The organism is Adhaeribacter pallidiroseus (genome assembly GCF_003340495.1).
Classification (GTDB): Bacteria; Bacteroidota; Bacteroidia; order Cytophagales; family Hymenobacteraceae; genus Adhaeribacter; species Adhaeribacter pallidiroseus.
In genome coordinates this window covers 2,246,423-2,271,714 of record NZ_QASA01000001.1, presented here as the reverse complement: position 1 = coordinate 2,271,714, position 25,292 = coordinate 2,246,423, and the positions used below count along the sequence as shown (strand labels likewise).

Genomic DNA, 25,292 nt, shown 5'->3' with positions numbered 1-25,292 from the left:
ATTTTGCTTTAAACTAATATGGGATTTTACATATAATAAACGAGTAAAGAGGAATAATCCACTATTAAGTTTATACCAAAAAGAAAAGCCGGACAAGCCGGCTTTTAATGCAATGAATTTAAAAATAATACTGCCTAAGTCTTTAATTTTTTCTTTTTGGCGGCTGGGAAAAGTATATTATTAAGAATTAAGCGGTATCCCGGCGAATTGGGATGCAAGGCTAAATCCGTAGGTTCTTCGCCTACGTGGTGCTGATAATCTTCGGGATCGTGGCCTCCGTAAAAAGTCCAGGTGCCTTTGCCTAAGGTGCCGTGCATGTAGCGCACTTCGTTGGCGGCTTTTGTTTCTCCCATCACAATTACATCTGTTTTCACTAGTTTCTTTTTAAAGGCGGTTGTTTGGCCCATAAAGCCTTTCACGGTTTTCTCGTGGTTTTGCGTGAGCATGGTCGGAATGGGATCCCATTTAGCCGAAAAAGTAAATAATTGAAAAAAATCGTTACTTTCCATTAAGCCCCGTTCGTGCTGTTGGTTGTCAATGTTGGAGAACTCGGGATCATAGGGATTACGGCTGATTGTAAAATCTTTGAAAGCAAAAGTTTTGCTGTAATCCAGTTTTTGTTGGGCGTTCGGGTCCGCAGCATCCCCATCAAACATGGCTTCCACAATATCTACTCCGGAAGCGGCCAAGGCTATATCATACGTGTCCGTAGCGGAACACATCGCGAACATAAAACCGCCGCCGGCGCAAAATTCTTTAATTTTATTGGCTACCGCTAATTTCAGTTGGGTAACTTTATTAAAGCCATTTTTTTTGGCAGTAGCTTCGGATTCCTGTTGCTGGGCAATGTACCAAGGGTAGCTTTTATACGACATGTAAAACTTACCGTATTGGCCGGTAAAATCTTCGTGGTGTAAATGTAGCCAATCATACTTCGGTAAAACGCCTTCCATTACTTCTTCGTCGTAGATAATGTCATAAGGAATTTCGGCGTAAGTAAGTACCAACGTAACAGCATCGTCCCAGGGTTGCTTAGTTTTAGGAGAATACACCGCCACTTTCGGGACTTTTTCTAGTTTCATAACGTCCATGTTGGATTCCGGCGAGGCAATTAAGGCCAGTACTTGATTATATTGGGCATCCGAAATAACCTGGTAACTAATGCCCCGCACCACCATTTCGTTTTCAAGCTTTGGGCTGTGCGGAAACGAAAAAGAACCGCCTTTGTAATTTAGTAGCCAATCTACTTCTACCTGGTTTTGGAGCACCCAGTAAGCTAAGCCATAAGACTTTAAATGGTCTTTTTGCGTTTCATCCATCGGGATGAGCACCTGGGAGGCTAATCCTTTAAAAGTAATTAGTAATAGTAGCACAAAAGTGCTTATAATCTTACCAGTCATGTGCTTCCAGAATTTATTATGTAAGGTAACATACACATTTTTACGTTATAAACGTGCAGGATTTCAAAAATTGCTCTTAAATTTAGACAATTCAGCTTAAAGTTATTTTAACGATTTCTTTTTAAGAGCGGGTTGCTTTTTTTTTTAAAAACACATGAATTTAATCGAAAATATTAAAGAAGGTTTACGCTCGATCCAGAGTAATCTGCTGCGTACGGTGTTAACCGCACTGATTGTTTCTATTGGTATCATGTCTTTAGTTGGCATTTTAACCGCCGTAGATTCTATTAAGTATTCCATTGACCAAACTTTTTCCTCTTTGGGCGCTAATTCTTACGATATTGTCAGCAAAGGCTATACAAACCGATACTCGCAAAATGGCCGACAAGGTAAAGTTTACCCTCCTATAACCTTTTTGCAAGCCCGGCAATACAAAGATATTTCGGGCGAAAACGCCCGGGTAAGTTTGTCGGCTTTTATTTCAGGCGCCACCATCGTAAAAAATGGTAATGTTAAAACCAACCCGAACATAAATGTACAAGCCGGCGACGAAAACTATTTGATAAACGAAAATTATAACGTGGCAGTAGGCCGGCCTTTTTCGACGAGTGAATTAGAAAATGGCGCCAATGTGGCCATTGTGGGCAGTGAAATAGGAGATAAACTTTTTAAGGGTAAAAGCCCGGTGGGTAATTCTATCTTTATGCTAGGCCGCCGGTTTAAGGTAGTAGGTGAGTTAGAAAAAAGCGGCAACGACATGGGGGGTGGCGGAGCCGATAGGTTAGTAATTATTCCTTTAATTACCGGGAACCAAATGCCTCGGCAAAAGGCACTTACCTACGAAATTAAAACCATGATTTTAAAAAAGGAAAACTTGTTTTATGCCATGGCCGAGTCAACCGGAATTATGCGGAAAGTACGCCGCGATCCGTTGGGCCAGGAAGATTCTTTCGAAATCAACCGGAGCGATTCCATGCTAAAATCCATGAACGAGATTACGGGATACTTAAAAGTGGGCGGTGGCTTAGTTGGATTCATAACTTTGCTGGGAGCTTCTATTGGTCTCATGAATATTATGATGGTGTCGGTAACCGAACGTACCCGGGAGATAGGCGTGCGCAAAGCCTTGGGAGCCACAGCGCGCCAAATCCGGCAGCAATTTTTGATTGAAGCAATTGTTATTTGCTTTTTAGGCGGAATGGCCGGGGTATTATTCGGCGTATTAATGGGTAACGCAGTAGCCTCTTTAATTGGCGAAGGGGCTTTTATTGTGCCTTGGTTGTGGGTAATTGTAGGATTATTGGTTTGCGTGGCCGTTGGCCTAATTTCTGGTTATTACCCGGCCTTCCGGGCTTCTAAGCTCGACCCTATTGAATCACTGCGGTACGAATAAATAAGTGCTTTTTTTAAATTAGGAATTATAAATTTGAAGTTAAGGTGTGTTCATTTCTAATTCATAATTTCTAATTCTTTTGAAAGAACCTTAATTTTTAAACCATTGATTTACCAGTAGCATTAAACTTGTCTTCTATTTTTTCAATAGTATCCAGAACCTTTTCGGGTCGCACATCTTGTTCTAATTCCGGAATCTCCGGATTTTCTGATTCCTGAATATCCATTTTCTTAGCTATTTGGGCCACCAAAGTAACTAAGCGAGTAATTTCGTGCTCTGCTAATAAGCTTACCTGTAAATCTAGATCGGCTCTTTTGTCGGCTATAAGAGCCATTCGGTTCTGACTAATAAGCACGAAGGTAGAGAGAAAAATAGCCTCTACGGAAGCAACCATGGCCAAAATCACTAAAGAAGGATCAAACTGTTTTACCGGAAACAGGTTGGAATTCCAAAGAATCCAGGTGCCAAATAAAATTAAATGAATGATAACGAATAGCATGCTGCCGGCAAACTTAGTTACCGCATCCGCCAGTTTATCCTGCCAGGTCCGATTGGCAGCTTCTTGCTGGCGCCGATTGAGTAACGCATGAATATTACGTTCTACAATTTGCGCCATACCGGTGGCCTCAGTGGTATTAATATTAAAATCCTTATTTGAACTCATGAAATCAATTTTTTAATAGTTACGGCGATTGTCCCGGTTGTTTATACTTATTTTAAATTTTATTAAGGAAAGCTTATTTTTTCTGCCCTTTACGGTACTACTTTGCCGTGGCCATGTATAAGTTTTTACCTGCGGTAACAGCCCGGGTAAATACCTCGCAAACCCGGGGCAAAGATAAAATTAATCAAGTACCGCTAAATATTGCTCCGGTATTTGGCTAGGTCAATTTACCATCAACCAAAAATAACTGGCAAGCATAGACTTACTGGATGATGAATAGTCCCAAACAACTCCGGAATTATAGCCCGTCCGGCGAAGATTATTCATCTTATGCCCTTGCCGGCGGTTCGCCCGGCTGGCAAACCTGGAATTTAAAAAAACCTATTAATGGCGTAAATCCTGGACTTTGCAAGCTGGGGTCAAACAATACTGGACCTGAATTACCGTACTTTTGCCTCCGGTGTGAATGCACCGGGCCGTAACTTTATTCTGGCTTTGCGTTATACAACCAAGTGAGCAGCCCGGTGGGCTTCTAAAAATATAATGGCGGCCACACTGGTAACAGGAGCCACCGGAAACGTGGGTTTAGCTACTTTGCAGGCTTTGCAAGACTGCTTGCAGCCCGGAGTAGAAATATTGGCGGGAGTGCGTCAAGAGCCTGCACCTTCTATATTCCCCGCGGGATTACCTCTCACAACCGTTCCGTTTGATTTGATAAATCCAAAAACATATGCTCCTGCCATTTCACAAGCAGATAGCGTGTTTTTGTTATTACCACCCGGCTTACCAAATGAAGTAAATTATTTTGAGCAGTTACTAAAGGAAGCAAAACGCCACCAGGTCCAGCATCTGGTTTATTTATCGGTGCAGGGCGCTGAAAAATCAAACTTTATTCCGCATCACAAAATTGAAAAATTAATTATAGCCAGCGGGATACTCTACACTTTTTTGCGGCCGAGCTATTTCATGCAAAACTTTACCACCGTTTTACTGCCGGATTTACGCTATCGCCAAAAATTGTATTTGCCTGCGGATAATGGCTTATTTAATTTAATCGATGTCCGGGGTATTGGTGCGGTATCGGCCAAAATATTACAAAACAATGCGCCGCACGCCAACCGGGCTTATGAATTAACCACCCCCGAAAACGTTACTTTTAACCAGATTGCGCAAGTTTTTTCCGAAGTATTAAACCGGAAAATTACTTATCATTCTCCTGCTTTATGGTCTTTTTACTTCCGGAAGAAAAAGGAAGGCTTAGCTATTGCGTATATTTTTATTATGATGCTGTTACACTTTCTGCCGCGTTTTCAGAAGCCACCCCAAATTAGTAACAACGTGCAACAAATTACCGGCCAGGAGCCACGTTCCTTGGCTCCATTTTATTAGCGACTACCGGACCTTATTTCAACCCAAAACAAGTTAGTTTTTTGCGAGAACGATTAATTGCGAGGTGCAGAAACAATAAAATTTAAAAAAAACCAGGTTGTTTATGCCTGGTTTTTTAAATTTTTAAATTTTCGGATTAGCGTGTTTTAAGCATTGTAGATTTTTTGGTAGTATTCATCGGCCATTCTACCGGATTCAAATACCGGAATAATTTCGGTCATACTGTTTTTAACCATTTGGAGCCACTTTTCCGGTTGATCGTAGTACATGGGTAATATTACATTTTCCAACAGGTCCATCATGTTGCTGTGGTCAAACTCATCCATTTCAAACTCCGTCAGGTTGCCTTCGGCTACCGGGGCCACAAAACAATTATGTTCGTGGCGGGCAAATTCCGGAATCCAGCCGTCCTGAATGGAGAAGTTTAAAGCGCCGTTCATGGCGGCGGTCATGCCGCTGGTACCCGAAGCTTCTTTCCGGATACGCGGATTGTTTAACCAGACATCGGCTCCGCCTTTTAGTAGCTTTGATAATTTGAGTTCGTGGCCCACCATTACGGCGCAGTTCGGAAACTTTTTAGATTCTTGTACCAACCGGTCGAACGTGCCAATGGCGCCATAGTCCATCGGGTAAGGTTTACCGGCCCATATAATTTGCACCGGATATTGCGTATTGGTAACCAATCTTTCAAAACGGGCTACATCGCGCAAAAGCAAATCGGCGCGTTTGTAACCGGCAAACCGGCGGGCCCAAACAATGGTTAATACTTTTTCTTTGTAAATATCGCCTACCTGGTTGGCTACTTCTTCGAACAAATGCTTTTTTAAGCGTCTTTTTCGTTTGAGCAAAGCTTCATCGTCGTTGGCTTTTAAGGCTTGGTATAAACGGGAATCGGCCCAATAATTATAATTTTGCGCGTTGGTTACGTGCAAAATCGGACAAATGTCCGGGTAAGCGTTCCACATTTGGCGGGCCACTTCGCCGTGCATTTTGGATACGCCGTTCGCTATTTTCGCCATCCGGAGGGCTACTAACGTATGATTAAAGATTTCGCCCCACTCGCCCGTAATCTGCCGTACTTCTTCTAGCGGCGTGCCACAGAAATAACTCATTTTATTCAACAGGTTAATATCTGTTTTTTCGTTGCCCGCTTCTTCGGGAGTGTGGGTGGTAAATACGACCCGTTTCTGAACTTCCGCTAAATTTTTAAATTTACTGTACAAATAAAAAGCCGCCGGTAGCGGATGGGCTTCGTTAAAATGATAAATATCGGGGTTGTATTCCAGCAAATCCAAAAGTTTGGCTCCGCCTACTCCCAATAATATACTGGCCCCTACTTTACCGGCCGTGTCGGCGTTATAGAGGTAATACGAAGTAGTACGCGCCAAATAATCATTTTCGGGTAAATCCGTGGATAAGAAAAACATAGGTACCGTATCAAAAACTTCCGGAGCTAGGTAATACGCCGCCACGGTAACCGGCGAATTGTTAATATCTATTTGAAACCGCAACCCGGTATCTTTTACGAAATAATACAGCTTTTCCTGAAAAAGAACATTCATCGATTGGTCGGCTTTCCGGATCTGGTCGTAATAGCCAAATTTCCAAAGAATGCCAATGCCAATTAAGTTTTGCTGGAGTTCATGGGCGCTGCGCATGTGCGAACCCGCTAAAAAACCCAAACCACCGGAATATATTTTTAATGGTTGATGAATAGCAAATTCCATCGAAAAATAGGCAACCCGGGTCTGGTAGGCCTTATTGTACGTTAGGGCAGGTTGTAGTTCAGAAAAAGTCATAGGCGATTATTATAGAGGCTTAAATTAGAAGTTATGAAGTTATCGTTGGTTAGTTATTATTCGTTACTGGTGTAATGGTGTAATAGGTGCTTAAAAGCTATTGTATTTTTAAAAATAATAGTATAATCTGACTTCATGGAAGAAAATGTTTTAGTTGTAATTGGTTAAATATAGATAAACAAATCAAAAAGCCACGGAATATAAGGTTATAATTAGGATCTAATATAAATATATAAAATATTAGATATATTTGTAAGTAGACTCTTCTGGCAAAATGTAGCAAACTGTAAGAGGGGCCAACTTGATTATTAATCTTAGGGAAACAGACTTTAAGTCACTCAATTTTAAATAATTTTTAATTTGATTGTTTCATATAGTAACAAAGCCTCTTTTATGGTGAAATTTAGTTCTCTCTCTTTTTTAATTTTGGGCTTATTGGTTTTCCCGGCCTGTGATAAAAACATTTTATCTCCCATAAATAAAACGGAAGGCTTTGAAAACACTCCTACCGAAAACAGCCTTAAACCTATCATTGAAGAAGTTTCCGGTATAGCCGATAGCAAAGTAAATCCGGGTAAATTGTGGGTGCAGGAAGATAGCGGCCGTCCCAATCAAATTCAATTCGTGGAACATACGGGTAAGGTTATCACCAAAATAACTGTAAAAGGAACGGTTAACCGCGACTGGGAAGATATGGCTCTTTCGGGTACTGATCTTTTTATTGGTGATATCGGCGACAACGACAGTAAATATCCGGAATATTCTTTTTACCAATTTGCCGAACCAACGTTGGCCACCGACACCGTTAGAGATGTAAAAACCATTCGGTTCCAGTACCCCGACGGTTCGCACGATGCGGAAGCTTTTATCGTAGATCCACAAACTAAAAACATTTATATTATTACCAAACGCGATAACCCGGGCAAGCTCTATCAAATTACCTACCCGTATAATTACACGGCTGTAAACCAAGCCATCTTAGTAGGAAGTACAAAATACACGGGCATTGTCAGTGCCGCTGTGTCGCCAGATGGACAAGAGATGTTGTTAAAATCGTACGCCAGCTTGTATTATTACAAACGTTCCGGGAACGAATCCATACTGGAAGCTCTGCAAAAAGATTTTACGAACCTTCCTTACAACATAGAACCACAAGGCGAAGCCGTAACCTTTGCCGCCGATAACTCCGGTATTTTTACTTTAAGTGAAAAAGGACTTGCTACTACGGTAAACTTAAACTTCTATAAACGAAAGTGATTATTCCGGAAAATTTTGCTGCTTGGTTTTTTCTAGCACGAAAAATTTACCAATTAAATTATACAAACAATTTTCCCATTGCCCTTAAAGCCTTTTAGCTTAATTCTTTTTTCTATTGCATCTTTAAACCGGAAAGTTTTAGTATAAACGCCTGCTACCGGTAATTCTGCTAGCTGGCGTTTATTTCCGGTTAGGTTTTGTTGACGCATTAGCATGAAAAAATTAAAAAAAACAACGGTTGGTACTCTGGCAATTCACTTACACCACGCTACTTTTACCCGCCAAAATCAAGTTGTTTTTTCTGACCTGAACTGGCAATTAAAACCAAACGAACAGTGGGCTATTTTCGGTGAAGTAGGAGCGGGCAAAACCACTTTCCTGGCCGCCCTGGCGGGACAACTCGTTTTACGATCAGGTACTTATGCATTAGAAATCCGGAATAACGAAAATTTAACATTTAACCGGGTGGATCGTTCCTCTTTCCGGACGCATTCGGCGCTGGTAACTTTTCAGCAACAAAACTCTTTTTTTAATTACGAACGGGCTTTTTACCAGCAACGTTACCAAAGCCTGGAAAGTGAAATTGCTATACCCACCGTACAAGAGGTACTTGCTAAGGCAGCTACTACTTGTACTGCCGATGAAATAAACGAAATAATAAACCTATTACAACTACAAGATTTATTACCGGAAGTTTTAATTAAACTCTCCAATGGGCAAACCCGAAAGTTGCAAATTGCGCGGGCTTTACTGCAAAAACCTAAATTGTTAATACTGGATAATCCGTTCACCGGTTTAGACGAAAAATCCCGAACGCAACTAAAGCAAATTATAGATAGCTTAACCCAACAGGGGACGCAAATACTTCTGGCGACCAATCAACTCGAAATTCCGGAAAGTATTACTCAAGTACTCTGGCTCGATCAGTTTAAAATAAAAGAATGCTTCTCGCGGGAAGATTTTTTTAAATTTTTGCCTAACACTCGAGTTAAAGAAGGTAATTCAGTCAGCTCTCCCAGACCGGCTATTCTTTTGCCGGAAAAAACAGGGAAAGATTTTGAAGTGGCCGTACACATGGAAAACGTCTGGGTTCGGTATCAAAATAAAGTGATTCTGGAAGCTATTAACTGGATCGTTAAAAAAGGGGAGAAGTGGGCTTTGATCGGGCCCAATGGTTCGGGGAAAACCACTTTACTTTCCTTGATTTACGCCGATAATCCGCAGGCCTTTGCGAATAAAATTTACTTATTTGATAAGCGCAAAGGTTCCGGTGAAAGCATCTGGGATATAAAAAAGCGCATCGGATTTGTATCGCCGGAATTGCATTTGTATTTCCGGCAAGCTTTAACCGGCCACGAAGTGGCCGCCACCGGCTATACGGATACGCTCACCCGACCCAAAAAATTAACGAAAGAACGAGAAACGCACATCCAAGATCATTTTGCGTTTTTTGACCGGCCGGATTTATTAGTTAAACCTTTTTTGCAAATGTCGGCCGGCGAACAGCGCCTGGTTTTGCTTATTCGGTCGGTACTTAAAAATGCGGAATTGTTAATCTGGGACGAACCATTTCAAGGTTTGAGTCCGGAATATATCGCGCAAGCCATCCGCCTTTTAGAAAATTACTGCACTCCTGATACTACTCTTATTTTAGTATCACATTATGCCCAGGAAGTACCTGATTTTATTACTAATTATGTATACTTAGACGCGGGTAAGGTGAGTAAAATTCATCTAAATGCTGATTCAACCCGATGTATTTAGGTTAATCCATCTTCGTTAAATGTTCGGCTAACAACTATTTTCCTGCATTTTCCTTTTAAGTAACAGTACAAAATTAAGTTGATAAAAACCTGAGTTTAAGTACTTGATTATTAATTTATTAACGATCTAACAACGAACAACTAAAAACGACCAACTACTTATTTAATAAATCGGCCGATGGATATATGATTTTAAAACTTTCCGGTAAAACCAAAGTTATAGAATAGGTATGAAACGGAAAGTAGGTGATTTTTTTAAAATAAGCCGCTCCTAAATGGTCCGTTTACTACCGAAACGAACAATTAGGTTGCCCACCAAACCAGCATTGCCCACTAACTAACAAATCTACTTCTTAAATTTTTAAAATGAAAAGTACTTGTAACCAGCTGGCTAGGCAAATAAGCTTTATTCTAGGACTTATACTTGTTGTTAATGCCCATTATGGGTGGGCGCAGAGTAATCTTAATTTCAAATACTTTGGTTTAAGTGTGCATCCCAAAGGTGATCCGAATGCCCCTTTAATGCCTTTAAACCCTGATAAAAAAGGCTATCTGGTATTTAACCTGGGAGGCATGTTATCCTACGAAAAATTTTGGAAACCCCAGAAGTATTCTTTTAAGGCAATACAGGCGCTGTATACTGACTGCGCCGCTCTCCTGGGTGGTTTTACCCACATGGGTGTACGGGCAATAATTTTTCAGAACAAGCAACATTCCGTAAGCGGGGGCTTAGGACCAACTTTTATTTACCGGCGTAACTGGTACCGGCTACCCGGTTACCAGGATTCTGGTTTTTTTGACGGCACGCCGCACTCGGCTTGGCAGTATAAGTTTATACCCTACGCCGGCGAACTAGAGTATAATTACCAGCTTACCGACAAAATGGATTTTTCCACCACCTTTGTTCCCGGTTATCCCAGTTTGATTAGCTTGTCCTTTGGATTACGGTATTGGTTTAACAAAGAATCCGTTAAGCAACAAAACTCTTTGCAGGCTCCCGTTTCGGCATTACCTTAATTTCGATATTTGAAATTTCAATTGTTGACTAATTAGATACTCTACACTATTATAAATAAAAAGCTACAATAATTATCCGGAAGTGGTTAAGCACTAAATTTATACGAACAAATTATTTATAGCGATTAATAGGTCGAGCATCAAAATTTCAAATAACGAACATTGAATTAATGCTGCCAAAATTGGGCGTGTACTTCCTCTGCTTCCATCAACCCAGCAGCGTTTAAATTAGTTAACCGGACTTTTTTTAATTCGTTCACCAGAACAGGATCGTACTTGGCTTGTACCCGGATGTAGTTATCTGTAAATCCTTCCATAAAACCTTCGGTAATATCTGCTTCAAATAATACGGTGGTTTCGTAACCTACATGCTGCTCGTAGAAAAAGCGTTTTTTCTTTTCCGACAAACTGCGTAGCATGGTAGTCCGACGGTTTCTTTCCCCTATAGGTACGCTGCCATTCATTTCTACAGCTTTGGTATTTTGCCGCTCCGAATACGGGAAAACGTGCAGGTAACTTATATTCAGTTCGTTTAAAAAGTTAAAGGTGTCCCGGAAATCGTCTTCCGTTTCGCCCGGAAAGCCCACAATTACATCTACCCCAATACAACAATGCGGCATTAGGTTTTTGATGGTGCTGATGCGGTCGGCATACAATTCGCGTTGATAGCGGCGGCGCATTAATTTTAAAATTTTATTGGAACCAGATTGCAGCGGAATATGGAAATGCGGCACAAATCGCTGCGATTGGGCTACAAACCGGATGATCTCGTTAGTTAATAAATTAGGCTCAATAGACGAAATCCGGAAACGTTCAATGTTGGTTACCTCTTGATCCAATCGTTGAATTAAATGAAAGAAAGTTTCCTGGCGGCCTTGCCCCGGTATAATACCGAAATCACCTAGGTTTACCCCGGTAAGCACAATTTCTTTCACACCGGATTGCCCAATTTCTTTTGCCGAAGTAAATGCGGCTTCAATCGTTTGGCTGCGGCTTTTGCCCCGAGCCAGCGGGATGGTACAGAAAGAGCAAGAATAATCGCAACCATCCTGCACTTTTAAAAAAGTACGGGTCCGGTCGCCGTAAGAATAAGCTTGATGAAAAGTATTCGCTTCGCTAATTGGGCTGGCATGTACCTGCGGTTTGCCTTGTTTTACGAAATCTTCCAGAATATCCACTAACTGAAATTTTTCGGCCGCGCCCAATACGGCATCAACCCCCGGAATAGTCGCAATTTCCTGGGGTTTTAACTGGGCATAGCAACCCACAATAGTAATAAATGCATCCGGCGAATGCTTTAAAGCTTCCTTTACTACTTTGCGGCATTTTTTATCCGCGTTGTCGGTAACGGAACAAGTATTAATTACATATATATCGGCCTGGTCTTCAAAATTTACTTTCTCAAAACCACGCTCCTGAAAAATCCGGGAAATAGAAGAAGTTTCCGAAAAATTCAGTTTACAACCCAACGTATAAAATGCCACCTTTTTCATTGCGCCGCAAAGATACGCTTTTTGGACAACAGACCATAGCCCATGGACCACAGAAATTTAGCTTTTAGTCCATATCCATGGTCTATAGTCCATAATTCATAGGCAACGGCTGATAATCCATTCTAAGTTTTTTTAAAAATTTAGAATGGAGACTAAGCAGAATCGTAAATGCGATGAAGAATAAATTACAAAAATCAGATGATCGATAATCCTTCTAACTAACAACCTCGAACGGTGGACTATGGACCATGGACTACCGACTATGGACTAAAAATTATTTTCGTAAATAATCGTCAAAAGAAAGCTGCAGGTAGGCTTTACCGGTATCTATCTGCTGGGTGGTTACGGTTTTATCTTGCGTAATTACTTTTTTGGCAATATTATCGTAAGTAACCACCCCATCAGGAGTAACAAAGCCAAAACCATCGTTAAAAACGTAAAAAGCAAATGGTTTAGCGGCTGGATTTAATAAATCTTTGCCCCACTTAAAGGATTCTGCCGGAAGGTTCAACTGATGCAGAATAGTAGGAACAATGTCTGTTTGCGACCCAATTATAGTTACTGGGGAGTAAGCTTGTTTTAAAGCACCGCCGCTAAGCAAAAACGGAATCCGGAATTTACTGGATTTATAATTGGGATCATCGCCGGGAAAGCGGTGGCCGTGGTCGGCGGCCATTATAATTAAAGTATTGGACCACCAGGCTTGCTTTTTTGCTGTTCTAATAAATTGCCCGATTGCTTGATCGGTGTAAAACATGGAATTTTTAAAAAGTGTAGCTTCGTCGGTGCCCGGAAACTTGGCCGGGATGGGAATGTCGTACGGTTCGTGGCTGCTGAGCGTAAAGAGCGTGGAGAAAAATGGCTGTTTTTCTTCTTTTAAATCCGATAGCCATTTTTCTAAAAGAACATGGTCGTGCACGCCCCATTTAGAATTGTAGTTAGAAGAATTAAAATCAAATTTACTTACCAGTTTATCGTAGCCAGCGTTCAGCAAGTAAGATTTGATATTGGCAAATGCTAATTCCCCGCCGTAGTAATAACTGGTAGTGTACCCTTTAATTTTAAGCAGTTTGTTTAAATGGGGTAAGTGTTCAGTTTTGCGGGGCAATTTAATAATAGACGTAGTAGTTTGTACCGGGTAACCACTTAATAAAGCTACCAAGCCTTTTTCGCTCCGGTCGCCACCCGCGTATATATTTTTAAAAAGCAAGCCTTGTTGGGCAATGGAGTCAATGTTTGGCGTAACTCCGGGTTCTCCCCCTAAACAACCTACCAACTTCCCCGTGTAGCTTTCCAGAATGATAAATAAAACGTTCGGTCGTGTATTTTTTAAAATTTGCGGGCTTGCTGTCGCAGTTGCCGGTGAGAGAGCGTATAAAGAATCAACTAATTGGTGAGCCGTTTTAGCGGGTAAATATTCATACGGATTTTTAGTAGCTGCCAGGTTGCGTTTATTTAAAGTATAGAGCACATTCCAGGGTAAATTCACGGCCGCGTGGTTGGCAAATAAACGCGATGAAAAATAAACATCGCTCTGGTTAATCGGAATGTGTTGCAAGCCCCCACGCATGGGAATAATAAGCACCAGCAAGCACCAAGCAGTTATTATCTTACTGCTGCGCGATGTTAAATCCGGCGTTTGGGGCCGCAAGAATGGCTGAACTACCCGGGTATAAATAGTGCACCAGGCGACTACCAGCAATAAATATAACCCAAGTAGCAAAAAAATAGGAGTAGCTGCTACCGACGCAAACATCTCGCGGGGCGTATTCAGGTATTGCAGCGGCGTAGCATCCAGTCGAAAGCCCCAGGCCCGGTATAGTTCCAGATCCGCAATGGTTAGACCAGCAACAATTATAACTACAACATAGGTGTAAAAACTAATTAGTTGGGTTAACCTAATACTTAATTCAAAAGTCTCCAGTAAAAAGCAAAAAAAAGGAAGAATGCACAGATAAGCCGCAAAAGAAGCATCCATGCGCAAACCGTATAAAAATACTTTCGCGATTTCGGACCAGGGCAGTGTAGCCGTTTGCGGGTATTGGTAACTTAAAAACAATACCTTACTGATAAAGCTTACAAAAAGCCAGAACAACAAATAAATAAATGGTCGGATATAAGCTTGCTTCACGGAGCAAAGATATATTTATTTTAAAATTGCTAGAAAAGCTGGATTAAACCCTATTTTAAAAAAGCTTTTTAAATTATCCTTTTCTTTTTAAAAAGAATGATTTTTAAAAAAATACACTCCTAAATAAAGGATAGTGTTATAATATTTTAATCATTTTTAAAAAAAATGTTTAAAATTTCAATCTTAGCATTTTGATGAAAAAGATTAATTATTACCTTTGACCGTATCATAAACCTTTAATCAAACTATGGCCGTACTTCGTTTTAAAGCGCTTGAACTGGTTGATCACCGCAAACCAGTAGATGTAACTTTATCCAACCAAAAAATTTCTGAATTCTTCGGCAAAAACGTTTTTGGCATGGAAGCCATGCGGACTACCATGTCGGGTGAATATTTTAAAAAATTAGTAACTTCCATTAAACACGGCACCAAAGTAGACCGGGCCGTAGCCGATGCCGTAGCCGCCGCTATGAAAACCTGGGCTTTGGCCAAAGGAGCTACTCACTACACCCATTGGTTTCAGCCGTTAACGGGAGCTACTGCCGAGAAACACGATTCTTTCTTCGATTTAAATAACGATGGACAGGCTATCGAAAACTTTAAAGGTTCGGCTTTAGTGCAGCAAGAGCCCGATGCATCTTCTTTCCCGAACGGGGGTATCCGGAATACCTTCGAAGCGCGGGGTTATACCGCTTGGGATCCTACTTCCCCGGCATTTATTATGGAAACTTATGGCGCTAAAACGCTTTGTATTCCTACGGTTTTCGTAGCTTATACCGGCGAAGCCCTGGATTATAAAACGCCTTTACTCAAAACTTTATCTTTCCTCGACCGTGCCGCGGTAGAGGTATGCCAGTATTTTGATAAAGACGTGACCCGGGTAACGGCTACCTTAGGTATAGAGCAAGAATACTTTTTAGTAGATAAAGCACTTTACGAAGCTCGTCCGGATTTAGTAATGACGGGTCGTACTTTGTTTGGTCATGCTCCGGCCAAAGGGCAGCAGTTAGAGGATCATTATTTTGGTTCTATCCCGCCGCGGGTACACGCCTTTATGGTGGATTTTGAACAGGAAGCTTTAAAATTAGGTATTCCGTTGCGTACCCGCCATAACGAGGTTGCTCCTAACCAATTTGAATGTGCCCCTACCTTTGAAGACGCTAACTTGGCTGTAGACCATAACCAATTGTTGATGGATTTAATGAGCAAGGTAGCCGAGCGGCATAACTTTAAAGCTTTATTGCACGAAAAACCATTTAAAGGGGTAAATGGTAGCGGCAAACACAACAACTGGGCTATTTCTACCGATACCGGCGTTAATTTATTAAGCCCCGGTAAACGACCAAAAGAAAACCTCCAGTTCTTGGCCTTTTTTGCTTCTACTATTATGGCGGTTTACAAACACGCCAATTTATTACGCTCTTCCATTGCTTCGGCTAATAACGACCACCGCTTAGGCGCCAACGAAGCACCACCGGCCATTATGTCGGTCTTTATTGGTTCACAGCTCGATGCCGTGTTAAATGAATTAGAAAACAATTCTCAAATTTCTATTGATAAAGGCGATAACCTTTATTTGAAGCTAGGGATTGATAAGATACCCGAAATTTTACTCGATAACACCGATCGTAACCGTACCTCACCATTTGCCTTCACTGGTAATAAATTTGAATTCCGGGCCGTTGGTTCTTCGGCCAACAGTTCTTCGGCCATGACCATCCTGAACGCCATAGTAGCTGATCAATTAATTGACTTTAAGCAAAAAGTGGACGCGTTAATTGATAAAGGCAAGAAAAAAGAAGTAGCCATCGTGGAAATAATTCGCGAATATATCAAAGCTTCTAAAGCGATCCGTTTCGAAGGCAACGGCTATTCGCAAGAGTGGGAAGACGAAGCCGCGGCTCGTGGTTTAGCCAACGTTCGTACTACGCCGCAAGCCTTAGATTTCTTGGTTAGCTCTACTTCCGAAGATTTATTTATTCGCAATGGCATTTTCTCGAAAGTAGAATTACACGCCCGTCATGAGATTTTACTGGAAGAATACACTAAGAAAATCCAGATTGAAGCCCGGGTACTAGGCGACTTAGCGAACAATCACGTTATTCCTACTGCCATTGCTTATCAAAATAAATTAATACACAACATTAAAGGTTTACGCGACCTGGGTCTGGACCAAGGAGAGTACACTGAAGAAACCATTGAATCTATCAAATTTATTTCGAAACACGTGAACATTATTAAAAGAAACGTGGACGAAATGATTGAAGCCCGCAAAGTAGCCAATAAAATAGATGATGTCCGCGAACGCGCCATTAACTATTGCGATGTGGTTCGCGCTTATTTTGATGTTATCCGCTACAGCGTAGATAAATTAGAATTAATGGTGGATGATGAAGACTGGCCATTGGTAAAATACCGCGAAATGTTATTCAAACATTAATTTTAAATAATTTACTATAAACAAGAAAGGCGCTGAGTTCAGCGCCTTTCTTGTTTATAGTAAATTCTGCTCTAAGCATCAGGCAGCTTCCGCGCCATTTTTATCATTAAAATAATTTTTAAAATTTACCCAATCCGGTAAATGGTGGCGATTACTCATTTGCGTTAACCATTCCTGAACGGTATTATTTTTAAGTACTTTTTTACTTACACCTTTTATTAACATAGGAACCAATAAAGTAGCAATGCTAACGGCTAAGCCGCCCGGTAAACCTAAACGCAAAATTAAACGACTAGCTACTTTCTGAATAACTTTATCAAAAAATAAATTTTTACCGTGCCGCACCGATTGGTTTAATATAAACTGAACAACCAATTTATAACGACCATTTTCTAATTCGGCTTGTAATTCTTCTTTAATGGCGCTCCGAGTTAACGAAATTACATCCAACACTTGCTGGCTTTTCATACCTAAAGCCTCTGCTTGCTGGAAAATCTTACCTCGCCAATTATATGGTGGTTCATGTGTGGTCATTGTATTAGTAGTAAATACGGAGTTAAACATAAAATAACATTTTTATTTTGCCATTGCCAATCTTTAAAACAATTTATGGCAGAAATGGTCTTTATTATTAGTTTTAATTGGAAAACAATTTACTAGTAGTGCTTATTCCATCATTACCTAGTAATTTTACTAAACCGGACACCAACCTGCCTGGTAAATTGTTATACGTGTAAATACAAACGTTTATCATGAATCAAACGTATTGCCGCAGCCTAACCGAATACTTACGCCGCCAAACCCGGGAAGTATATATCGGCGAATTGCCTTTAGGAGGTAATAATCCTATTCGGGTACAATCCATGACCACCGTAGATACTATGGATACTTTAGGTTCGGTAGAGCAAACCATCCGGATGGTAGAAGCTGGCTGCGAATACGTACGTATTACGGCACCAAGCGTTAAGGAGGCCGAAAATTTAAAAAATATAAAAGCGGAACTTCGTCGGCGGGGTTACCAAGTTCCCTTAATCGCGGATATTCATTTTACACCTAACGCCGCGGAACTAGCCGCTCGTATAGTAGAAAAAGTAAGGATTAACCCCGGAAATTACGCCGATAAAAAGAAATTTGAATTAATTGATTATACCGATGCTACTTACCAGGCGGAACTCGATCGTATTCGGGAACGGTTTATTCCGTTGGTGAAAATCTGCAAAGAATACGGTACAGCCATGCGCATCGGCACCAATCATGGTTCTTTATCCGACCGGATTTTAAGCCGGTATGGCGATACCCCGCTGGGCATGGTAGAAAGTGCGTTGGAATTTTTGCGGATCTGTGAAGATTTACATTACTATGATATTGTGCTATCCATGAAGGCCAGCAATACCCAGGTGATGGTGCAGGCCTACCGGCTTTTAGCGCAAAAGTTAGAAGAAGAAGGTTTGCAGCCATATCCTTTTCATTTAGGCGTTACCGAGGCTGGAGAAGGAGAGGACGGCCGCATAAAATCAGCGGTAGGTATTGGTACCTTACTGGAAGATGGCATTGGCGATACTGTGCGTGTATCTTTAACGGAAGCACCTGAGTTTGAAGCACCAGTAGCCCGGTTGTTAATTGATCGGTATACGCATCGGTCCGGACACGCACCTATAAAACCTATTTGTCAGGTTCCCATCAATCCTTTTCAGTATACTCGTCGCGTTGCATTAGAAGTTACCAATATTGGCGGACAAAACGTACCCCGAGTAATTGCTGATTTAAGCCGCCTGACTAGTATTCAATACGCGGATTTAAAATGCGTCGGGCATTTATACTCTATGTTGTTGGATAAATTTAACATGAACGATTTAGGCGCCGATTATCTCTATACCGGTACTAATCCGATTCCGTTTATGCTACCCAATGGTTTAAAAGAAATAGTAGATTACTCGGCCTGGTTAACTGCTGTAAATCGTTTAGAACGATACCCTTTGTTTCAAGGAAAGGATTTTCTGCCTGGTGTCGAAAAGCATCCGGAAGTTAATTTCGTGCAAGTTACAATTAACAATTTAACAGAGTCATTCCTAAATCAAATAAGATCAGACCTGTCGGTAGTATTAATTGCTGAAACTCATAATGCTCATGCCATGGCTGAGTTGCGGAAAGTTTTTTTCCGGCTAATGAACCAAGAAGTACTTACACCGGTAGTTATTAAAAGAAGTTTTCCGGATCAAACGGTGGAACAAACGCAATTATATGCCTCTACGGATGTGGGCGGATTATTAATTGATGGATTAGGTGATGGAATTTTACTAAGAACAGAAAGTTTACCTGATAAATCAAAACCGGAATGGATGCAGGAAATCGATCAGTTAAATCGGCTTTCATTCGGTATTTTGCAAGCAGCGCGAACCCGCATGAGTAAAACTGAATACATTTCTTGCCCAAGTTGCGGACGTACTTTGTTTGATTTACAGGAAACTACTGCTTTGATCCGGAAACGCACCGACCATTTAAAAGGAGTAAAAATTGGTATTATGGGTTGCATTGTAAACGGTCCCGGCGAGATGGCGGATGCAGATTATGGTTACGTGGGAGTAGGAAAAGGTAAAATTGCTTTATACCGTGGCCAGTCGGTTATTAAAAAATCAGTACCTGAAGATGCAGCCGTAAATGAGTTAATTGAATTAATAAAAGAAGATAACCGCTGGGTGGAGCCTGCCCAAGTTCTCTTAGAAGTAACTAACTAAATGATAAGCTGCAAGGGAAAAATCTTCCATTTACATTATTATAACAGTATCAATTTTGGTGTAAAGAAACTAAACTTTTATTTAATAAACTGGTTCTAAATCTAGAAGCCAATTGGTTTATCTAAAATTTAAAAAATTTGCTTCTTCCGGCTCTATCAAGGAGTTGCTATTATCTCGGGTTAATTTATAAGTATGAAAGCTGATATGTTTTCCAAGATGCAAATGCCTTCTTTCATCAAAAGGTTAGCCATGGGGCTGCAAAGATGAATGAGCAGAAAATGATCTGGTGAAAAAATACATAAACTAAATTCTTTTAACCTATATTTTGTTGTATATACAGAACGTTATAAACCTGAAATAGCTTAAACATGGGATTATTTAATTTATCTGAAGTAGCTACTTACTTCTTCCGTAAAAAAGATTCTAGCCGAAAAACTAATTTTAATCTGCGCACCATGCACTTTATTAATAAATTATCCATGAGCATGTTTTTAGCCGGATTAATTTATATGGCTTTCAAATACTTGTTTTAATGAACATCGAAGATTTTCGGGATCATTGTCTTTCGAAGCCTGGTGTTACTGAAGAGACTCCTTTTGGCGACAATACCCTGGTTTTTAAAGTCGGTGGAAAAATTTTTGCTCTGGCGGATATAATAGAATTTAGCAGCATTAATTTAAAATGCGATCCGGTAAAAGCCTTAGAACTCAGGGAAAATTTTGAGGAAGTACAACCTGGATATCACATGAATAAGAAACACTGGAATACCGTTGCTATTAAAGGTAATCTTTCAAACACGATCCTGCAAGAATGGATTGATCATTCTTATACATTAGTTCTTAATAATCTACCCCGTTCGCAAAGATTAACTTTAAACGTGCCAAGTCAATAATAAACTTGAATTTAAATTGATATTTTATTAGCCCGGTTAGTAGTTCTGAACTAGCCGGGTTTTATTTTTACTAAGTGCCATTTACCTGAGTTTTGGCTCTTTCTAGCTAATATCCAATTCCTAAAAGTTGCAGATAGTATTTTTTTAAAAATAAACCTCAAGTGGTATTTACAGAAAATAGGACAAAATAATTTTAGTGATTTAGCTAACGTGCGTAGTTATTTTTAGCTGCCTTTTAAAACCACCTTAAAAAATGCATTTTTTAAATTTGTTTAAATTGGTTAAGCCATTCTAAAGCACTTTCCCGATCCGTAAACAATTTGGTTGGGTTTTTAGGCCGATTTACCATTACATAAAAATTTGCCATCATTTTAAGCATTGGATTTGTTACAATCATGGCACTGGCTAATACTAAATTATTGCCTTCGTTAGCCATAAAGTCGCGCGCTTCTTTGGTAGTTTGCCTTACCTCCGTTATATCAAACAAACAGGGATAGGCTTGGTTCTCAAAAAAATTCAAACGATCCTTTACCGTGCGTATAGCAACTGCTATATCCATTACTTCCATTGCTTTAAAGTAGCATTGAAATATTCCGTCTTTAATGAACATGTTGACATATTTAGTTTCTGTCAGCCTTGTTCTATCACCTTCTTGGAAATGTTCCATTTTTTTTGAATATAAAGTGCAATATTGGCGTTGTCAAACTTTAGAGTACAATTATAGGAAAATTATATGGCAAAAATTAGACATAATAACATCTTAGATACCGTAGATTCCGTTTTATCGGTATCTAAAAAGAAAGGTATTATTCATTTACACGCGCAGGATCAAACTTTAAATGGGGAAACGCTGACTTTAAATGGGCAACAGGTTCTACATTTTGGCACTTGCGGCTACTTGGGGCTGGAACATCATCCAAAATTAAAACAAGGTTCGATCGACGCCATTAACCGTTACGGAACGCAGTTCCCCATGTCGCGTACATACATTTCCAACCCCTTGTACAACGAGTTAGAAACCATGATTCGCACGATGTACAATGCCCCGGTTGTTATTTCTAAAAATTGCACGCTCTCGCATTTAACCACTATACCTAGTATTATCCGGGCCAACGATTTAATCATCTTGGATCACCAGGTACACGCCAGTGTGCAGGAGGCGGTTAAAAAGTTGCTTAGCCAAGGAGTAACAGTAGAGATGATCCGGCATAATAATCTGGAAATGCTGGAAGACCGGATAAAAAAGCAAAGAAACAAATATGATAAAATCTGGTATATGGCTGACGGGGTTTACTCCATGTACGGCGACTTTGCTCCCATTAAAGAATTAATTGCTTTAGCTGAAAAATACGAACAACTTTACCTTTACGTAGATGATGCACATGGCATGAGTTGGGCTGGCACACATGGTACTGGCTATGTGATGAGCCAAATGCCCGAAGGCTTATACCGTAAAATGATACTCACGGCTAATTTAGGGAAAGCCTTTGGAGCTTGTGGCGGCTTATCGCTTTTCCCGAATGAAGAATGGTACAACAAAGTAAACAATTTTGGTGGTCCGCTTACCTTTTCCGTGCAGATTGAACCCGCAACTTTAGGTGCAGCAATCGCATCAGCGCGCATCCATTTAAGCGACGAGATTTACGAGTATCAAAAAGAATTACAGCAGAAAATTGCTTACTTCAATCATTTACTAAAACAAACCGACTTGCCCTTGGTGCACGAAAGTAATAGTCCCATCTTTTTTATTGGTACCGGCTCCATGGATATGGGTAATCATTTGGTTCAGGAATTAATTAACGACGGCATTTACGTAAATCTGGCCACTTTTCCTGCGGTTCCAGCTAAGAATATTGGTGTTCGTATTACCATTTCTTTAAATAACTCACTAGAGCACATTCGAGTTTTAGTAGATAAACTAAACTTTCATTTTAAGAAAGCATTAATAGAAACAAACCAAACGGATGAAAAAATCCGGAAAGCATTCAAGATGGCTCCCATTACTACTAACGTAGTGGCAACCCCCAAAATCGTAGATCCTAACCAGCTGGTAGTAAAGCGTTACCATACCATAGAAAACATTGATGTTAATCTATGGAATAAACACTTGGGTGATAATGCTATGTTTGATTGGAATGGCGTACAATTTTTAGAAAAAGCCTTCCGGGATAATGAAGAGCAGGAAAATAATTGGAAATTTAAATATTATATAGTAGAAGACGCCCAAGGTGAAGTAATTTTAATGACTTTCTTTGTGGTGGGCTTGCATAAAGAAGATATGTTTTCGCAGTCCTCGGTGTCGAGAGTTATTGAAAAAGAACGCGAATACAATCCATATTATTTAACTTCTACCGGCCTGATAATGGGCAGCTTGTTTACCGAAGGCAGTCACATTTTTATAAACAAGAAGAATACCCACTGGAAAGAGGCTTTTAAAATAATAACGGAAGAACTATACCGGGTGCAGGAAAAAGAAAATGCCAGCAATATAATTTTACGAGACTTTGATGCCGACGACACAGCCATGGATGAGTTTATGGTGGATCTGGGATTCGTGAAAGTAGACATGCCGGAATCCTGCGTTGTAGAAAATTTAAACTGGACTACCGAGGCCGAATACGTGGAAAGTCTTTCCCGTAAAAACAGAAGGCACTTTGTGCAAAAAATAAAAAGAAATGAACATTACTATGATGTTAAATTTAAGCAGCGTCTCACACCGGAGGAACTAGAACATGCCATTGGCTTGTTCAAAAATGTAAAAGACAACAATTTTGCTATAAACAACTTTCTTTTCCCAGACAAGCTTTTTCATCTGATGAACGAAAGTAAAGATTGGGAGTTTGTGGTTTTGTACATTAAAGAAGAATTTTCCGGGCCGCAAATGCCCGTATCGGTTTGTTTTTGCCACGTTAATTCTGCTAAAGTATATAGCCCCATGTTAATTGGTATGGATTACAATTACTTAATGGAATTTGGTGTTTACCGCCAAACATTATACCAGGTAATCCGGCGGGCCAGTGCTTTGCAGTGCACCAAAGTAAATTTTGGCATCTCGGCAACTATCGAAAAGAAAAGGGTGGGAGCTACTCTTTACCCGAAAGTAGGTTATTATCAAGCCAAAGATAATTATGCGATGGAGTTGATAGAAGCCACTATTGCCGTAGAAAATGAATAACAACCTTTTAAAATTAAAAAGTTAAAATAAATACGTGAATATTCTGAACGATAGAATCGAGGAAATAACTACTCTAATCGCGGAAGTAGCCAATGGTAATTTTGATTACAAAATGGATGCCTCCGATACAGGTGATGAGCTTGATGCCATTATTGCCGGCGTAAATATGCTCGGAGAAGAGCTTAAGAACTCGACGGTGTCCAGGGATTTTATGCAAAGCATTTACCAAGGAGTAGTGGATATGCTTTTGATTCTAAACACAGATTTCACAATCCGGAATGTTAATGCTGCATTTGAAGAATTACTAGGTTTTAAGGAAGCGGAGCTCCGGGGTCAACCGCTTTCTATTTTCGTTAATTTGTCTGATAATCCTTCGTTTTTGCGGGTACTGGATCGATTTAAAAGTGAGGGAAAATGCCTGAATGAAGAATTAATATTTACTACGAAAGCCAAATCTAAACTTCCAGCTTCCTGCTCTTTTTCTTTTTTAAAAAATAACCTAAAAACCACCGACGGCATATTAATTATAGCCAAGGATATTACTAGGCAAAAACAAACGGAGCAAGAGTTAATTGAAGCTAAAAATAAAGCTGAAGCAGCTAACGAAGCCAAGAGCCAATTCCTATCAACAATGAGTCACGAGATTCGTACGCCCATGAATGCCGTTATTGGTTTTACGCATTTGTTGTTGAATAATGAACCCCGGGCTGACCAAGAAGAATACCTCAAAGTACTTCGGTTTTCGGCAGATAATCTATTAACCCTGATAAATGATATTTTAGATTTTAGCAAAATAGAAGCCGGTAAGATTGAGTTTGAGAAAATTGATTTTAATCCGAAAAAACTGATCGGTAGTATTTGCAATGCCTTCCAGCAAAAAGCAGACGAAAAAGGATTACGATTAAAGCTGTTGTTAGATCAGGATCTACCGGCTGCTATAAAGGGTGATCCGGTACGCTTAAGCCAGATATTAACCAACTTGATTAGTAATGCGGTAAAATTTACTAAAGAAGGAAGTGTCGTAGTTTCGGCCGAGGTTGTTAAAAGTAATCAAACACAGACCATTATTAATTTTAGAGTCACCGATACCGGTATTGGTATTCAGGCGGATAAGTTGGATATTATATTCGAAAGCTTTACGCAGGCTAAATCCGATACTACCCGCGAGTACGGTGGCTCTGGTTTAGGTTTAACTATTATTAAACATTTATTAAGATTACAAGGCAGCGAGATCTTTGTAGAAAGTCAAATAAATAAAGGTACCACCTTTTATTTTGACTTAGCCTTTGATAATAGTATCCGCCAAATTTCTGCTAATACGGCTTTGGAAATTCCGGTATCCCGTAGTCTAAAAGGCACTCGTTTATTAATCGCAGAAGATAATCAAATTAATATTTTTCTGGTGAAGCAATTCCTGGATCAATGGGAAATAGATTACGATATTGCGGAAAATGGATTGATTGCTTTTGATTTGGTTACAAGTAACGATTATGATTTAATCTTAATGGATCTGCAAATGCCGGAACAAGATGGATACGATACCACCTTAGCTATTCGGCAATTACCCGATGAAAAATTTCAAAAAATACCTATCATAGCGTTAACCGCTTCGGCCATGCTGGACATCCAAGACCGGGCTTTTCAAGTAGGTATGAACGATTACGTGAGTAAACCATTTAATCCGGATGAACTGTTCAACCGGATTGTAAAATACTGTTCACCGGCTAATGTAATTGGTGATTAA

At 40.1% G+C, this 25,292-nt stretch carries 18 protein-coding genes; 11 read left to right on the top strand and 7 right to left on the bottom strand.

Going from position 1 to position 25,292, the window contains the following annotated elements:
• Nucleotides 1-134: 134 nt before the first annotated feature.
• Nucleotides 135-1,400, bottom strand: coding sequence for an asparagine synthetase B (locus AHMF7616_RS08915; RefSeq protein ID WP_115372574.1), 1,266 nt, complete (start codon nucleotides 1,398-1,400; stop codon nucleotides 135-137).
• A gap of 154 nt (nucleotides 1,401-1,554) precedes the next feature.
• Between AHMF7616_RS08915 and AHMF7616_RS08910 the strand changes: the two genes are divergently transcribed.
• Nucleotides 1,555-2,793 (top strand): ABC transporter permease, encoded by a 1,239-nt coding sequence (locus tag AHMF7616_RS08910; RefSeq protein WP_115372573.1) that lies wholly within the window; start codon nucleotides 1,555-1,557, stop codon nucleotides 2,791-2,793.
• A gap of 97 nt (nucleotides 2,794-2,890) precedes the next feature.
• Here the strand turns inward: AHMF7616_RS08910 and AHMF7616_RS08905 are convergent, their stop codons facing one another.
• Nucleotides 2,891-3,457, bottom strand: a complete 567-nt coding sequence (locus AHMF7616_RS08905; RefSeq protein ID WP_115372572.1) for a DUF1003 domain-containing protein — start codon at nucleotides 3,455-3,457, stop codon at nucleotides 2,891-2,893.
• Nucleotides 3,458-4,000: 543 nt separating this feature from the next.
• On the opposite strand from AHMF7616_RS08905, the gene AHMF7616_RS08895 reads away from it, so the two are divergent.
• Nucleotides 4,001-4,846: an NmrA family NAD(P)-binding protein gene (locus AHMF7616_RS08895; protein ID WP_115372570.1), complete on the top strand. Its 846-nt coding sequence runs from the start codon at nucleotides 4,001-4,003 to the stop codon at nucleotides 4,844-4,846.
• Nucleotides 4,847-4,992: 146 nt separating this feature from the next.
• On the opposite strand, the gene glgP is transcribed toward AHMF7616_RS08895, so the two are convergent.
• Complete coding sequence (gene glgP, locus AHMF7616_RS08890; RefSeq protein WP_115372569.1) at nucleotides 4,993-6,645, bottom strand: alpha-glucan family phosphorylase; 1,653 nt, start codon at nucleotides 6,643-6,645, stop codon at nucleotides 4,993-4,995.
• 393 nt (nucleotides 6,646-7,038) lie between these two features.
• Between glgP and AHMF7616_RS08885 the strand changes: the two genes are divergently transcribed.
• From AHMF7616_RS08885 to AHMF7616_RS08875, 3 genes are all read left to right on the top strand, one after another.
• Nucleotides 7,039-7,902, top strand: coding sequence for a hypothetical protein (locus AHMF7616_RS08885; RefSeq protein WP_115372568.1), 864 nt, complete (start codon nucleotides 7,039-7,041; stop codon nucleotides 7,900-7,902).
• A 213-nt stretch (nucleotides 7,903-8,115) separates the two neighbouring features.
• Nucleotides 8,116-9,666, top strand: coding sequence for an ATP-binding cassette domain-containing protein (locus AHMF7616_RS08880; protein ID WP_115372567.1), 1,551 nt, complete (start codon nucleotides 8,116-8,118; stop codon nucleotides 9,664-9,666).
• Between the two features lie 365 nt (nucleotides 9,667-10,031).
• Nucleotides 10,032-10,682, top strand: coding sequence for a hypothetical protein (locus AHMF7616_RS08875; protein WP_199474161.1), 651 nt, complete (start codon nucleotides 10,032-10,034; stop codon nucleotides 10,680-10,682).
• Nucleotides 10,683-10,849: 167 nt separating this feature from the next.
• On the opposite strand, the gene mtaB is transcribed toward AHMF7616_RS08875, so the two are convergent.
• Entirely contained in the window at nucleotides 10,850-12,175 is a 1,326-nt protein-coding gene (gene mtaB / locus AHMF7616_RS08870; RefSeq protein WP_115372566.1) for a tRNA (N(6)-L-threonylcarbamoyladenosine(37)-C(2))-methylthiotransferase MtaB, read from the bottom strand.
• Between the two features lie 274 nt (nucleotides 12,176-12,449).
• On the bottom strand, nucleotides 12,450-14,306 hold the full coding sequence (locus tag AHMF7616_RS08865; RefSeq protein ID WP_115372565.1) for an LTA synthase family protein: 1,857 nt from the start codon (nucleotides 14,304-14,306) through the stop codon (nucleotides 12,450-12,452).
• A gap of 247 nt (nucleotides 14,307-14,553) precedes the next feature.
• Between AHMF7616_RS08865 and AHMF7616_RS08860 the strand changes: the two genes are divergently transcribed.
• The gene (locus AHMF7616_RS08860; protein WP_115372564.1) at nucleotides 14,554-16,746 is read left to right on the top strand and encodes a glutamine synthetase III family protein; all 2,193 of its coding nucleotides are present in this window, start codon (nucleotides 14,554-14,556) and stop codon (nucleotides 16,744-16,746) included.
• Between the two features lie 78 nt (nucleotides 16,747-16,824).
• Here AHMF7616_RS08860 and AHMF7616_RS08855 read toward each other — a convergent pair whose 3' ends face one another.
• Nucleotides 16,825-17,280 carry a hypothetical protein gene (locus tag AHMF7616_RS08855; protein WP_147275637.1) on the bottom strand — a complete coding sequence of 152 codons (456 nt, stop codon included), beginning with the start codon at nucleotides 17,278-17,280 and terminating at the stop codon, nucleotides 16,825-16,827.
• A gap of 218 nt (nucleotides 17,281-17,498) precedes the next feature.
• Between AHMF7616_RS08855 and ispG the strand changes: the two genes are divergently transcribed.
• The 3 genes from ispG to AHMF7616_RS08845 all read left to right on the top strand — a co-directional run bounded on the left by ispG (nucleotide 17,499) and on the right by AHMF7616_RS08845 (nucleotide 20,373).
• Nucleotides 17,499-19,481, top strand: coding sequence for a (E)-4-hydroxy-3-methylbut-2-enyl-diphosphate synthase (gene ispG / locus AHMF7616_RS08850; RefSeq protein WP_115372562.1), 1,983 nt, complete (start codon nucleotides 17,499-17,501; stop codon nucleotides 19,479-19,481).
• Between the two features lie 368 nt (nucleotides 19,482-19,849).
• Nucleotides 19,850-20,014 carry a DUF6728 family protein gene (locus AHMF7616_RS27715; RefSeq protein ID WP_317047593.1) on the top strand — a complete coding sequence of 55 codons (165 nt, stop codon included), beginning with the start codon at nucleotides 19,850-19,852 and terminating at the stop codon, nucleotides 20,012-20,014.
• Nucleotides 20,014-20,373, top strand: coding sequence for an MmcQ/YjbR family DNA-binding protein (locus AHMF7616_RS08845; RefSeq protein ID WP_115372561.1), 360 nt, complete (start codon nucleotides 20,014-20,016; stop codon nucleotides 20,371-20,373). The genes AHMF7616_RS27715 and AHMF7616_RS08845 overlap by 1 nt, the downstream gene beginning before the upstream one ends.
• A 262-nt stretch (nucleotides 20,374-20,635) precedes the next feature.
• On the opposite strand, the gene AHMF7616_RS08840 is transcribed toward AHMF7616_RS08845, so the two are convergent.
• The gene (locus AHMF7616_RS08840; protein ID WP_147275636.1) at nucleotides 20,636-21,040 is read right to left on the bottom strand and encodes a DUF7793 family protein; all 405 of its coding nucleotides are present in this window, start codon (nucleotides 21,038-21,040) and stop codon (nucleotides 20,636-20,638) included.
• Nucleotides 21,041-21,106: 66 nt separating this feature from the next.
• Here AHMF7616_RS08840 and AHMF7616_RS08835 point away from each other — a divergent pair, with 66 nt between their 5' ends.
• Nucleotides 21,107-23,548 carry a bifunctional aminotransferase class I/II-fold pyridoxal phosphate-dependent enzyme/GNAT family N-acetyltransferase gene (locus tag AHMF7616_RS08835; RefSeq protein WP_115372559.1) on the top strand — a complete coding sequence of 814 codons (2,442 nt, stop codon included), beginning with the start codon at nucleotides 21,107-21,109 and terminating at the stop codon, nucleotides 23,546-23,548.
• Nucleotides 23,549-23,582: 34 nt separating this feature from the next.
• A complete protein-coding gene (locus AHMF7616_RS08830) occupies nucleotides 23,583-25,292 on the top strand; it encodes a PAS domain-containing hybrid sensor histidine kinase/response regulator (RefSeq protein ID WP_115372558.1) in 1,710 nt (569 codons plus the stop codon).

What these genes read in the sequence shown, in the direction of transcription:
- AHMF7616_RS08915 (WP_115372574.1), bottom strand. Translation starts at nt 1,400, where the DNA reads ATGACTGGTAAGATTATAAGCACTTTTGTGCTACTATTACTAATTACT.
- AHMF7616_RS08910 (WP_115372573.1), top strand. Translation starts at nt 1,555, where the DNA reads ATGAATTTAATCGAAAATATTAAAGAAGGTTTACGCTCGATCCAGAGT.
- AHMF7616_RS08905 (WP_115372572.1), bottom strand. Translation starts at nt 3,457, where the DNA reads ATGAGTTCAAATAAGGATTTTAATATTAATACCACTGAGGCCACCGGT.
- AHMF7616_RS08895 (WP_115372570.1), top strand. Translation starts at nt 4,001, where the DNA reads ATGGCGGCCACACTGGTAACAGGAGCCACCGGAAACGTGGGTTTAGCT.
- glgP (WP_115372569.1), bottom strand. Translation starts at nt 6,645, where the DNA reads ATGACTTTTTCTGAACTACAACCTGCCCTAACGTACAATAAGGCCTAC.
- AHMF7616_RS08885 (WP_115372568.1), top strand. Translation starts at nt 7,039, where the DNA reads ATGGTGAAATTTAGTTCTCTCTCTTTTTTAATTTTGGGCTTATTGGTT.
- AHMF7616_RS08880 (WP_115372567.1), top strand. Translation starts at nt 8,116, where the DNA reads ATGAAAAAATTAAAAAAAACAACGGTTGGTACTCTGGCAATTCACTTA.
- AHMF7616_RS08875 (WP_199474161.1), top strand. Translation starts at nt 10,032, where the DNA reads ATGAAAAGTACTTGTAACCAGCTGGCTAGGCAAATAAGCTTTATTCTA.
- mtaB (WP_115372566.1), bottom strand. Translation starts at nt 12,175, where the DNA reads ATGAAAAAGGTGGCATTTTATACGTTGGGTTGTAAACTGAATTTTTCG.
- AHMF7616_RS08860 (WP_115372564.1), top strand. Translation starts at nt 14,554, where the DNA reads ATGGCCGTACTTCGTTTTAAAGCGCTTGAACTGGTTGATCACCGCAAA.
- AHMF7616_RS08855 (WP_147275637.1), bottom strand. Translation starts at nt 17,280, where the DNA reads ATGACCACACATGAACCACCATATAATTGGCGAGGTAAGATTTTCCAG.
- ispG (WP_115372562.1), top strand. Translation starts at nt 17,499, where the DNA reads ATGAATCAAACGTATTGCCGCAGCCTAACCGAATACTTACGCCGCCAA.
- AHMF7616_RS27715 (WP_317047593.1), top strand. Translation starts at nt 19,850, where the DNA reads ATGGGATTATTTAATTTATCTGAAGTAGCTACTTACTTCTTCCGTAAA.
- AHMF7616_RS08845 (WP_115372561.1), top strand. Translation starts at nt 20,014, where the DNA reads ATGAACATCGAAGATTTTCGGGATCATTGTCTTTCGAAGCCTGGTGTT.
- AHMF7616_RS08840 (WP_147275636.1), bottom strand. Translation starts at nt 21,040, where the DNA reads ATGGAACATTTCCAAGAAGGTGATAGAACAAGGCTGACAGAAACTAAA.
- AHMF7616_RS08835 (WP_115372559.1), top strand. Translation starts at nt 21,107, where the DNA reads ATGGCAAAAATTAGACATAATAACATCTTAGATACCGTAGATTCCGTT.